Genomic DNA, 12,060 nt, shown 5'->3' with positions numbered 1-12,060 from the left:
CTCGTGCGGCGCACCCGCCCTTTGCCACCGGGTGGCCCCACTCCCTTGGGGGTTCCCGACGAACGACCTGGAGGTTGACCGGTGATCACTCTGACCGCAGTCGGAGGAGTGGCCCTAGTCGAACTGGGCATGGCGTTGACGCCCGGACCGAACATGATTCACCTCGCCTCCCGGGCGATCACCCAGGGCCGCAGGGCGGGGCTGGTGAGCCTCGGCGGGACCGCCGTGGGGTTCGTGTGCTATCTCCTTGCCGCGGCCGCGGGCCTGTCCGCGTTGTTCGCCGCGGTGCCGGTGGCCTTCATGGTGGTCAAGCTTGCCGGAGCCGCCTACCTGGCGTACCTGGCCTGGGACATGCTCAGGCCCGGCGGCCGCTCGCCCTTCGCCCCGGCCCAGGACCTGCCTCCGGTCTCCGACGCCCGCCTGTTCTCGATGGGGCTGTTGACCAACCTGCTCAACCCCAAGATCGCCCTGATGTATGCCGCTCTGCTGCCCCAGTTCCTGGACCCGCAGGCAGGCCCGGCCTGGGGGCAACTGCTGCAGCTCGGCACTGTGCAGATCGTCGTGGGAGTCTCCGTGAACGCTCTGATCATGCTGGGCGCGGCGCGCTTGTCGAGGTTTCTGGCCACCCGGCCCCGCATCCTGACCGCCCAGCGGTTCACGGCAGGCGGCCTCCTCGGCGCTTTCGCCCTGCACACCGCACTGTCCCGCCCCGCTGTCTCCACCTGAGTCACCCGACTACGGGAGGTGGGGGCGCGGGCCGGGCGCCGGCCGGCAGTCGCGGCGGGTCTTTGGCCCGCCGGCGCCCGGCCGCGTCCAGCGCACGCGCCCGACGTACGTGGGGTCAGCCGCGGACGCCGGAGTCGAGGCGGTCGGTGAGACCGGCGGCGGCGACCGCGCCCGCGCCGCCCGCGCCTACGCCCGCCGCACCACGACGCAGTGACGACGCCACACCGTGGGCCCGGCAGACGCCGTGAGGGGCCCGGGAACGCATCCCGGGCCCCTCACAGTCCGTGGCGCGGCGGACCGCGCGGCACGCGTACGCGAGGGCCGGGGGCTCGTGGTCGCCCGGCCCTCGCGTGTCTCGGTCGCTACTTGAGCACGCCCGCACCCGTCGTCGTCGCCAGCGACGTCGGCAGGTTGGCCGCCGAGGTCTCCAGGCCCGTCGTGAGGGCCGGGGTCCAGTTGACCGTGGTCTTCAGGTCCTTGGACGAGGCGGCGTTGTAGGCGGCGACGAGGTCGGTCACCGTGCCGTTGACGAGGTTGCCGGAGCCCTTGACCGCGCCGGTGCCGTCACCGCTGAGGAGCTTGGCGGCCTTCGCGCCGGACGGCAGCTTCCAGTAGTTGTTCTCCGCGACGACCTGAGCCCTGGCGCGGGAGTTGATGCTGTACTGCGGCGTGTACCCGTTGAGGGCCGTGACGTCGTAGTAGTTGTTGTAGATGTGGATCTGGCCGATGCGGGACAGCGGGGCACGCTGCATGATGCCCTTCCACACGTTGTGGTGGAGGGAGACGCGCAGCTTGCCGACGCTGTCGGTGTCACTGCTGCCGATCAGCATCGTCTTGTCGTGGTTGGTGAACTGGCTGCGCGAGACGGTCACCAGGTCGGATCCCTTGGTGATGTCGAGGGCGCCGTCGTGGATCTGGTACTCGCGGCCGAAGTACTTCGGGTTGGCGCGGTCGAAGTGCGGTGCGTCGGTGAACGTGTTGTGGTCCGCCCACACGTGGGTCGCGCCGCGCAGGGTCACCGAGTCGTAGTTGGAGTTCCAGTTGCCGTCGTCGCCGTCGGTCGGGTCCCACTGCGGGAAGCAGTCCTCGGTGGCGGCGAAGGTCAGGTTGCGGACGATGACGTTGTCCACCTTCTGGATCTGGAGCATGGCCCCGGTGAGGCCCGCGTTCGTACCGGGGACGCCCATAATCGTCGTGTTGGCGGGCACCTGGAAGACAATGTTCTTGCCCTGTTTGGCCTGGGCGGCGGCGCGTGCCTTCTCCTGGGTGCCGGAGGGCAGTTTGGACCGGCCGTGGGTGGCCGGGTCGTAGGCCTTGAGGTAGGCCGGCAGCGAGTAGCCGGTACCGAGGGCGTAGTCGGCGCAGGTGAGCTTCTTTCCGCTGTCATTGGTGTTGGCGTCGATCATGCCGCTGATCTTGATGATGCGGGGCGTGGTGTCGGAGACCGAGCCCAGCGCCTTCACGAGCTGCGCACGGGTGGAGACGGTGAAGGTGTGGGCGGCGTCGGCCTTCGTGCCACCGGTGGTCCCCGTCCCGGAGGACGCCCAGCCGTCCTTGGCGGTGAGCGTCTGGTGGTACAGGTCGACGGTCCCGGCGTTGGCGTTCATGCCGGCGGTCCCGGCGTTGGCGTTCATCACGACAACACCGGCACCGACGCCTGCGGCCACGACGGCCGCGCCGATGACAGCGGCACGACGGGAACGGAGGGACCGGCGATGGGAGCGAGCAGCCACAGGGCTTCCTTACAGGGAGAAGAATGGGGTTACGCCCTGTCAGTGGCCGCCGACCCGCACAAGGTTGCCGCGTGCGGGTTTTTTTCTCCTCCCCTTGTCCCGCCACTCGACGTCGCCCGAGCCCCCCGCCACATCGCCTCGCCCGATCCGCGCCCGCCCACCGACGCCCCGCTCACCGCGCCGCGCAAGGTGTACGCAGCCATCGGCGTCACCCCGGACTTTCTGACCCTGGCGGCAGCTCTGCAGGTGAGAGATGAGAGGCTCGGGCGAGTGAGCGAGATACCGAAGAACACCCTGCAATACCGCGTTGACGGGCCAGAACACGCTCCGGTCCTGGTCCTGGGCCCCTCCCTCGGGACAACATGGCACAGGTGGGCGAAGCCGTCTTATGGCGTCCACGTGGTCCAGATCAGGAGCGTTTGACCGAGTTGGGAGCTTCCCATCCAGGCGCGTCAACGGGGTTGGTGACACGGACGTGACAGATGTTGACCGCCGTCCGTTTGTTCCGGCGGGGATCTGCCCGTTGTGCCAGGGGGCTCCGCGCCGCGGTCGCTGTACTGCATCCACTAGTTTGATCGACAACGCGAGTAAATAGGGAGTGCGGGGGGCGTTGAAGTGAGCGGGCTTACGCCGGATCTGGAGTTCATCGCAACCGGCATGGTCAGCGGCGCGATGGGGCTGTGCGAGACGATGCGGAGCGCCCGGGACACCGCGATCGCTATGGGGCAGGAGCTGTCCCGGCAGCACGGGATGGCCGGCGATGATGACGCGGGTCACCACTTCGCGAAGGTCTACGTCTCGGCGGCACGCACCACCCTCGACCACATCGGGTTTAGCGCACATGTGCTCGGCGAGACCGGCAGAGGGCTGATGCGCAATGCCCGGGAGTTCATGGCGACGGAGAGCGCCGTGGTCGCCGCGTTCCTCGGTAAACAGGTCGACCTGACCGCGAACATGGGCGACCCGGGAGAGGACTGCCCCCAGCAGTACCTGGGGCTCGGTCAGGAACTCCCGGAGGTCGTCGGCGACACGGCGTGGTGGGACCAGTACGCGCCGGGCGGGCGCAGCGACCGGTTCCGCGGTTCCCCCGAGAAGCTCCGGGACGTCGCGGGCTGCTGGCGTCGGGGCGGCGAACTCATGGTGCGCTTCCTGGAGGATGCCCAGGCACATGCCTCCACCGCGAGCAAGGCGCACTCGGGCGAGGCAGCCGAGTCCTTCCACACTTACTTCAGGGCCTCAGTGGGCCTTGGCGTGCCGCCACAGCAGGCGCAATCCGATGAACCTCTCGTCATGAACCTCATCGCGGCTTGCAACCAGCTCGCCAAGGCATGCGACCGGTACGCGGACCACGTCGAGGACGCCAAGCTGAAAATCCAGTTTCATAAGGATGATCCCCTGACGTTCGACATGCCATGGCATCAGCCGATGTTCGGGGGGAACGGCTACGACGGCGGCCTGAAGGACGCCGTGACCGGTGATCCCTACATTCAACAGCTCGGAGACGTGGCGCACGCCCTGGACTCCTCCCAGAGCCGCATCCAGCTCCCGCGGGGCTCCGGCGGACCCGGGCTTCCCGGACTGCCGTTCCTGCCTCCGCTACCGGAGCCGGCGCCGGCGCCATTCGCCCTCGCGTCCTACCGCAGCGGCCTGCCGGGCATCATGCCCGCACTCTTCCGCAACCCCGACCCCAACGTTCCCTGGCGCGCCCCGATCCCGCCGTCCCCGGTGCCGCCTCCCGTACTCCTGACACCCAGTGAACTCGCCTCGTTCACCAACTGGGTGAACACGCTCACGCCGGCAGGTCTCGCCGGATCCCCCGACCCCACGAGACCGGAGAACGCGTACCAGCTGCGTGTTGCCGGCTATCCCGAGCGTATCGTGCCGCTTTCAGGGCCTGGGAAGTCCAGCATCTCCGCTGACGGAATGCGTGCAGCAGACGGCATGATGGTCGATGCGAAGTACGTCAAAGGCGTAGACGATGACTGCAAGAAGAGTACTTTCCGCAAGATGTCGACCTTTGATATTCAAGACGAGTACAAGCCGAGCGGTGAATTGAAGTGGAATAAGAAGAACGTCCTCATCGGCGGGGACAAGAAGGAACTCATCAAATACAGGCAGGCCATCCGCGAGCACAGCGAGCTGCGTGGGCTCGAAATCATCACCAACGACAAGGAGGCCGTCCCTTACTGGCAGACGCTCATGGCGATGGAGCAGGTGAAGGGGGCAGCCCGGTATGTCCGGTAGCACAGAGGAAGAGGTACACGCGTGCTGAACGACGACGACGAGCAGAACACTTTTCTCCTGTACGCCCCCGAACGGGACCCTCATGCGTGGGGGCTCGACCTGGAACAGCTGGGTGAGGCCCTACGCGGATCCTTCCAGGATGTCAGCTACGAGCTCCGGCAGGACGATGTCCATGGCGGCGCACCGTATATGTGGTTCTGGGCTGTTGACAGCCGGGGGACAGGGTTCGACGGGACCGCGCTCACCCAGGGGCGGGACTGCATCATGCTGGCGGGGATCACCGCAGGGGAGGCGGCCGCCTTCATCGTATGGCTTCGCGACTCTCATCTTCCGGCGCCGGATCTGGTTCGCTACTCAAGCGAGGCGGCCGTCGTGGAGGGAATCGAGTCGGATTGGAAGCTGCCCGCAGCGGGTGACGAAGACGGCGTCGCCGACGAATTGCGGCACCACCTTCGAGTCGTCGACAGTGCCTGACAAGGCGTAGTCGTGATATGAAACCGTCCTGTCCGCTTGTGGGGCGAGCTTGCCCGTCGCCGTCAACTCGCTGGTGAGCGCGGTTTTCTGATGGCCGGTGACGGTATGCGCATGGGTGCCGAGCAGACCGAAGGAGAGGCTGCCGAGCAGGCCCGTGATGGCGGCGAGGCCGATCACCCCGCCCAGTGCGCCGAGGACCGCTCCATGCGTTTCGGCGGCACGGCGACCTAATTGACGGAGTAGACCTGCGGGTACATCCGTGCGGCGGCCAGTCCCTGGAGCAGTCGCGATCCCACGAGTATCTCCGGGCTCTGGGCGACGCCGCAGAACAGTGACGCGATGGTGAAGGTGCTCATGCCGATCAGGAACACGCGCTTGCGCCCGGAACGGTCGCCCATCCTTCCGCCCGCGACCAGGAACGCGGCGAAGGCCAGGGTGTAGTCGGCGAGCACCCAGTGGATGTGGGTGTAACCGGCGCCCGGTCCGCGCTGGATGGCCGTCACCGCGACATTGACGATGCTCACGTCCACGAGCTGCATGAACGCGGCCACCAGCACGAGGGCAATGGTGACCTAGCCGTGGCGCGGTAACGGCTGCGGCATGTCGGCAGGCGGCGATTTGGTGGCCTCAACTCGTGCCGTGTGCCCTCCAGTTCCGGCGTGAGGATCCGTCCAACCCTGCTGACCCGTGGCCGCCGGTCACCTGGCCTGTCGAGGCCGGCCGACGCCTTAGCCTTTCCCGTAAGGAGTGCAGGAGCGCCTGCGCGAGCAGCCGACCCGCCGCACGAAAGCACTCCCTGGTGCGAAATACTCCCAACACCCTCTCTGTCGCCGTATGGCGCGCAGCGCAATCGCGGCCTGCGGACCGATTCCACCGGCTTCATGGTTGGCCACCAACTCCGCGAGTGCCGTCCCGCGGCCCCATCGCGTCCCGAGGCCGGGCCTGCTGATCGCGCCCGCGCTTCGCTGGCCGTGGCCGGTCAGGGCAGGCGTGATGATCACTCGTCGTCGAACGGTGGGATCTGCCGCATCGCCAGTACTGTGCCGTCTTGGCTGATCGAGACCACGCCGCCCCACTTGTGATCCCAGAACGTTCCGTGGCGCTTGCTCTTCCAGTTGTGGACGCGTTGTCGGTAGGCGGTGACGTCGGCCTGCCGCTTGTCCTCGCTCCTGGTGACTAGGACGTTGAGTATGTCTTTCGCGACGCCGGAGAACGCCTGGACTCTTTCGCCGTTGAGTCGGAAGACGTGGTCCGTGCCCTCGTATGTCTCGCCCAGCAGGGTGTAGCGCGCGTCTTGGACGCTGCCGGAGGCGGCGTTCGCGAAACCTTGGAAGAAGTCGCTGCCTTGTCGTGTGTTGAGCAGAGCGGCGGTGGACTCTCCGTCACCGGCGAAGGACGTGAGTCCAGCGGCCCCGACTCTGGCCAGGGCACTCTGGAACCACTCGTAGTACTCAGGATCGGGACCTACTTGGCATCCGGGCTCGACGGTGTCGGGGTCGTTGCCGTCGCCTGGTTTCAGGATGCCGACATTGGGGTTCTTGTCCTTCAGCGGAAGACTGAAGTTCGCGGCGGGCGTGCCGTCCGGGATGTGGAGCCAGCCGCCGGGACCGTCGGCGTGCAGGGCGTGAACGGTGAGGGGGTCGTTCAGGGGGATCTGCGTGCTGAACACAAGGGCCGGAGTGTCGTTCCAGGCTCCGATGTGCACCCCGTCCGCGTGAACTGCTGCGGAGGCGAGTTGCTCGTATGCCTTTTGCCGGTCGCTGTGGTTCCCCTTGCAGGCGATCGGGAAAACGCGTGAGGATTCGCCTGGTTTCCAGACTTCGGCAAAGAACTGCGGGCGGTAGTGGTAGCCGACGGTCTTGGTCTTCGCTTTGTCCCGGCTGGTCAACGTCCAGCCGGCGCGGAGCGCGGTGTCGGCGCGGACGATGGAGACGCTGTGGTTGGGATAGCGGCGGGTGAGGATCTGCTCGCTTACCGCCAGGGCGAAGGCTTGTCCCAGCTCCTCGGATTGCAGCGCCTTGTAGTACATGGCGATCCGTTCGCCCTCTTCGGACAGCCTGAGATAGGTTTCGGCGTCTGCTACGAGCGCTTGGCAGTACTTGAGGCTGCCCCAGTGCTCGGCCAGTCCACGCGATGCGCCGCGCTGAGAGAGGGCGAGGCCGCGGCCGAGGTGGTGCAGGATGTCCCATAACGTCAGCCGTACCGTCAGGCCGAGTTCGTGGCTGGGGAGGGGACGCAGTCCTGGCTTGCGGCGCAGCGGTTCGTAGGTGTCTCCCGGTTTGGTCTTGCCCTCCTCCTGTCGCTTCTGGAACGTCTCGTGGCGCTCACGTTCCTTGTCGTCGGCGGCTTCCTCGACCTTTCCTACCAGCTCCCGCGTGGAATGGACTGGTACGGTCACCTGCCGCTGGAGGTTCCGCAGGACCTCTTCGGTACTCATGGTGCTTGTCACGACTGCCCCTCCTCAGGTCGGATGCCCAGCCAGCCGTGCATGGCTGGCCGGACACTCAGTCGAACAGCGGCGCCAGTACGTTCGGGCTCGCGAGGATGCGCCACGCGGGGACACGGAGAACTCGTTCGACACTGCCGGCCTTCGCGCCTTTGCCGCCGGATGGCAGCCCGATGAAAAGGTCGGCTCGCTGGTGCATCAAGCGCAGGTGCCGTGCCGGATCACGGCCAGGCAGTGGCCCGGTGTCCACCAGTACGGCGGTGTTGCCCTCGGACGCGGTGAACAGCAAGTCGACCCGCTGTCCACCAACCATGGCGTCGCGTTCCAGCTCCACGACACCTCGCGAGGCGAGGAACTGCTGCACAGTGTCGATAAGGTCCCTGCGGCCTGGGTCCTGCTGAGGGCTGGGCCCGTGTACCGCAGCCTGGTGGGCGTCGACAGTTCGTGCTCGGCTCCACACGACCGAGCGGGACGACAGCAGGTGCGGGAGACCGGTCTGCTGCTGCCAGTAGCCATGGCTGCCCACAGTGATCAACTGGGACTTCGCGCGGGTGATCGCGACGTTCCAGAGGTTGACCTGGCTCGCCACCCAGTGGGACGTCCTCGCAGGTGTGTTGGCGGTCGCCACAGGGCTGAGGACCATGACGTCGCGCTGGCCGCCCTGAAAGGCATGAACCGTGCCCACCCGCACCCGGTCGCTGCCGATCGTGCGCTCCAGGGCGTCCTTCTGCGCGCGGAAGGGGGTGACCACGCCCACGGTTGCGGTTCCTGGCAGGTGGTGCAGCAGCTCCCTGACAATGCCGGCCACGGCGGCGGCCTCGGACGGGTTGTGCCACGACTTACCGCCAGGTCCCTGCGCCGACTCGCTGGAGGGCACGTCTGCCCAGGCCAGTACGGGAGCGGTTTCCCCAGTGCCCACCAGGTCGACGGCGGGCACCTGTCCGCGCACGTCCGTCATGATTTCCAGGGCGCCGGAGTAGCAGTGGCCGTTGACGACGTCGGCTATCTCCGGATGGCAGCGGTAGTGCTCGTCAAGGAGCAGGGCGGCCTCGCCGTTCTGTGCGGCGGCGTGGTACGAGGAGTAGATGTGGTACGCGAGCCGTCGATCCTCCAGCCAGGCCGCACTCAGCCCCGCCCTGGCGCGAGCCTGACGTTCCTGCTCCGGTGAGATGCCGGGGATGTGACTCAGCTGCATCGGATCACCAATGATCAAAGCCCTCCGGGCCCGAAAGAGCAGCGGCAGCACCGCCGCGATGGAGCACTGGCTAGCCTCATCGATGACGACCAGGTCGAAGAGCTTCGCGTCCGGCCTCAGCTGGCGAACGGCGTGCGTGGTGATCGCCCACCCTTTCAGGTGGCGCAGAAGGTTCAGCTGGCTGCGCTGGGTTCCTTTGTGCTGCCGCAGAGTTTGAAGACGCTGGTCCAGCAGAGAGCGCCCGCGGCTGAGCGCCTCCGCCGACAATGCCGCGCACAGCTCCGTCGACAGTTCGGCGCGTGTCGCGGCACAGTCCGCGCGACCCTCACGTACGGCCTCCTCGCCGTGAGTGAGCTGGGCAGGTGTGAGCTCTCGCGTCTGCCGCTCCAGGTCCGTCACGTCTGCCAGCTTGTCGAGGACGTCCGGTGCGACGGGCAGCTCGCGGGCCCACGTCGGCAGGTGCGACCCCACCTCCGGACTGGCCGCCGAAACGAACGCCTTCATCGCGCGCTTGCGCCGCCAGCGTCCCCACCAGCCTGTCGCCGCCGCGGCCCGGCGAGCCCGTGCTTCCCAGCTGGCGAGCGCGGAATGGTCGCCGGTCGTCCACACCTGTGACAGGAGCGACGGCGCAAGTCCGATCGTCTCGGCGAGTTCCGCACGCCGCTGCAGAACCCCAGTGAGGTGCACCTCGCCTTCGACCTGCCGGCCGGCCCGGTCGCGCAGAACGGCGGCCCGAGCGCGGAGGTTGCGCAGCTCACCCGCCACTGTCGCCGAGCTGCGGCCGGGCTGAGGATGTGCGTCCGACAGCAGCCGCTCCAGCTTCTCGGCTTCCTTCACCAAGGCGCCGACGTTGCCGGTACGCATCAGAAGTCCGGGAGCGATGTCATCACACCGCTGGGCGACGACATCGACCGCCTCGTTGTTGGTGGACGCCACGAGTACCGACTCGCCGGCCGCGACGCACGTGGCCACCACGGAGGTGACGACCTCGCTCTTTCCCGTGCCGGGTGGACCGGTGGCCACGGTCAGGGGCTGCGTCATCGCTGAGACGACCACCTCTTCCTGGCTCTCATTGGCCGGTCCGGCGGAGAGCACGAGGACCGGATCGCGTTGTGGAACAGGGGCCGCGTCATTGAGTAGGGCATCCAGGGCCGTGCCGGGAATCTCGTCCGTGCGCGTGGAGATGGCCAGGAGATTCTCCACCAGACCGTCGGTGGCGAACCGCTCCACGCTTGATGGAGCGAGGATCACCGCGGCGTTGTGCGCCCCCGGGCGCAGGGCCTCGTTCACGGAGTCCGCCCGTAGAGCGGAGGGATCGAGCGGTTCGAGTTCCGGCAATCCCAACGCGCCGAGCAACTCCCTCACAGCCTTGAGCATCTGCGCGTCATTGCCGTGCTGCCATGTCGGCTGCCAGCGGGCGAGCAGCTGGGCGGCCTCGTCCTCAGAGAGAAGCTCCGTCACCACTTTGGTGTGCAGACAGGGCACCCCGCTCGGGTGGAGTACCGGCCGCCCGCTCTCGTCCGGGGTCAGTTCCATCTGCTGAACGAGCAGTGGCGCGATGACTACGTCCGTGCGCCGGCCACCTTCGCCACGGGAGGGGAGAGTGACGGCCGGATATCCGTACCAGTACTCGTGCTGCTCTGTATCCCGTCCCGGCCCGCCCGTCGCGGTGCCACCGCCCGAGGTGTGTGCGCCGGGCAGTCGTGCCGGAGCAGGCAGCGCCGAGCCCAGACCGGACTGAATGGTCTCGGGCCCTTCGGCCACGAGGAAGTACTGCGAGTTCCGCCCGTTGCGGCGATCGGGCAGCATGCTCGCTGCCGCCTGCGCGCTCAGGCACTGCGCGTAGTAACGCAGCAGCCGTTGCCAGTCATTGGCATTCTCGGCGTCGGCGGCGGCCCGTTCGCGAGCTTTGAGCTGTGCGGCTGACGGCGGAACCGGCTCATCGAGCGGCGGAGGGAGAGGGACCGGGCGCGCAACGGACCTGGCGAAGGCCAGCGTGTGGGTGGCGCGGATGGTGGACTTGGTCGGGCGTTGCTCCTTCGGTAGACCTTTGCGCACCATCTGCGCGGTCAGATACTCGAAGAGGTCGTCCGGCGATATCCATCCGCTGTCCTTGATGCGCCCGTTGCGCAGCCCCTCGACGATTTCGCCGGTGAACCGCGATGTGCCGAGCGTCGAACCAGCGGGAGCCATGGCGGAGGCGGGCTGCAAGGCGTCGGAGGCGGTGATGAAGTAGACGCCGGTGGGCCGTAGCAGGGTGCTGTGCTCCTCCTCGTCGGACAGCACATCGTCCCGGCCCTTGGCTCGCCAGCCCTGGACGACCGAGCCGCTCGCGCAGCAGTCGAGCAGCACGATCTTGGAGGCGGCCCGGCAGGATTGCAGGGTCCGCTCGAGGAACTCCGCCGACACCGCGGTGCGGGGCAGATCGGTAAGGTCGCTGTCGCGAGTGAGGAAGTACAGCTGGTTGTCGGCTTCGCAGAACTCCCCGTGCCCGCTGAAGTACAGCAGCGCGGTCTCGCTCTGCTGGCGCTGCTCCAGAAACGACTCGATCGCGTGCAGCATCTCGGCACGCGTCGGCTCTGCCACCACATCGCAGTCGTTGTACTGCCCGATCTCTGTGCTCTGCAGAACTGCCTGCATATAGTGCAGATCTGCGCGCACCGCCGGAAGGTCGTGGTAGTCGTCGCTGTCGTAGTTCGAGACGCCGATCAGCATGGCGTATCGGTCGTTGTTGCGCACCCTCGGTCAGCCCGCCGCGGAGGTGCCGCTCGGGCTGGGTGTGCTGCTTGCCGCATCCCCATCCGTCGGCAAAGGGCCGCCGGCCAAGAACCGTTCGAGGCGTTCTTCGTCCTCACGGGCCTCGCGGCCTGTGATCTGCAGCGTGGCCCCATCGGGGCGCGTCGCGATGATCGCGCGCTGAGGGACTTTGGCCAGCCACACCTGAACACAGGCTGCCGCGAACGAGCCGGCGCTCAGCACCAGGCCCACGACGCCTACGACATCGCCGCCTTTGTCGGTGCCCATGGAGGGGCGGGCAGAAGGCAGACGAAGAGAGGCCGCCGGATCGGCCTCAGACACTTCGGCCAGCAGTTCACGGGCGTCGCTCCGTGCCCTCAACGGATCGTCGTCGATCACAGTGACCAACAGCTGCGGCCGTCCCTCGCTGTCGCCCTCGTTGCTCACGCGTCCCCCTGCGCCGCCGTCGACTTAGCTGCCTTGGGAAATTACCGGAGCAACTGTGC

9 protein-coding genes are annotated in these 12,060 nt (G+C 67.4%); 4 read left to right on the top strand and 5 right to left on the bottom strand.

The genetic code is table 11. The annotated features are described in order from the left end of the window. The first annotated feature begins 81 nt into the window (after window positions 1-81). Window positions 82-726 (top strand): LysE family translocator, encoded by a 645-nt coding sequence (locus ACZ4MU_RS20345; RefSeq protein ID WP_467878306.1) that lies wholly within the window; start codon window positions 82-84, stop codon window positions 724-726. 362 nt (window positions 727-1,088) lie between these two features. Here ACZ4MU_RS20345 and ACZ4MU_RS20340 read toward each other — a convergent pair whose 3' ends face one another. Then, window positions 1,089-2,459 carry a pectate lyase family protein gene (locus ACZ4MU_RS20340; RefSeq protein WP_467878303.1) on the bottom strand — a complete coding sequence of 457 codons (1,371 nt, stop codon included), beginning with the start codon at window positions 2,457-2,459 and terminating at the stop codon, window positions 1,089-1,091. 615 nt (window positions 2,460-3,074) lie between these two features. Between ACZ4MU_RS20340 and ACZ4MU_RS20335 the strand changes: the two genes are divergently transcribed. The 3 genes from ACZ4MU_RS20335 to ACZ4MU_RS20325 all read left to right on the top strand — a co-directional run bounded on the left by ACZ4MU_RS20335 (window position 3,075) and on the right by ACZ4MU_RS20325 (window position 5,408). Next, on the top strand, window positions 3,075-4,703 hold the full coding sequence (locus ACZ4MU_RS20335) for a restriction endonuclease fold toxin-2 domain-containing protein (RefSeq protein WP_467878300.1): 1,629 nt from the start codon (window positions 3,075-3,077) through the stop codon (window positions 4,701-4,703). Window positions 4,704-4,724: 21 nt separating this feature from the next. Further along, the gene (locus ACZ4MU_RS20330) at window positions 4,725-5,177 is read left to right on the top strand and encodes a hypothetical protein (RefSeq protein WP_467878297.1); all 453 of its coding nucleotides are present in this window, start codon (window positions 4,725-4,727) and stop codon (window positions 5,175-5,177) included. 90 nt (window positions 5,178-5,267) lie between these two features. After that, window positions 5,268-5,408, top strand: coding sequence for a hypothetical protein (locus ACZ4MU_RS20325; protein WP_467878295.1), 141 nt, complete (start codon window positions 5,268-5,270; stop codon window positions 5,406-5,408). Here ACZ4MU_RS20325 and ACZ4MU_RS20320 read toward each other — a convergent pair. The 4 genes from ACZ4MU_RS20320 to ACZ4MU_RS20305 all read right to left on the bottom strand — a co-directional run bounded on the left by ACZ4MU_RS20320 (window position 5,405) and on the right by ACZ4MU_RS20305 (window position 12,001). Further along, complete coding sequence (locus ACZ4MU_RS20320; protein ID WP_467878292.1) at window positions 5,405-5,734, bottom strand: MFS transporter; 330 nt, start codon at window positions 5,732-5,734, stop codon at window positions 5,405-5,407. The genes ACZ4MU_RS20325 and ACZ4MU_RS20320 overlap by 4 nt on opposite strands. 440 nt (window positions 5,735-6,174) lie before the next feature. Beyond that, window positions 6,175-7,626 (bottom strand): hypothetical protein, encoded by a 1,452-nt coding sequence (locus ACZ4MU_RS20315; protein ID WP_467878289.1) that lies wholly within the window; start codon window positions 7,624-7,626, stop codon window positions 6,175-6,177. Window positions 7,627-7,681: 55 nt separating this feature from the next. Next, window positions 7,682-11,557 (bottom strand): caspase, EACC1-associated type, encoded by a 3,876-nt coding sequence (locus ACZ4MU_RS20310; RefSeq protein WP_467878286.1) that lies wholly within the window; start codon window positions 11,555-11,557, stop codon window positions 7,682-7,684. Window positions 11,558-11,563: 6 nt separating this feature from the next. Continuing rightward, window positions 11,564-12,001: an effector-associated constant component EACC1 gene (locus tag ACZ4MU_RS20305; protein ID WP_467878283.1), complete on the bottom strand. Its 438-nt coding sequence runs from the start codon at window positions 11,999-12,001 to the stop codon at window positions 11,564-11,566. Between the last annotated feature and the right edge of the window lie 59 nt (window positions 12,002-12,060).

The sequence above is a fragment of the Streptomyces sp. NPDC026377 genome, assembly GCF_055567715.1.
The sequence above is the reverse complement of the archived record's forward strand: the minus strand, read 5'-3'. Positions and strand labels throughout refer to the sequence as shown.

Bases quoted from the DNA above. Each gene is read 5' to 3' on its own strand.
- ACZ4MU_RS20325 (WP_467878295.1), top strand. From the start codon at position 5,268: ATGGCCGGTGACGGTATGCGCATGGGTGCCGAGCAGACCGAAGGAGAG.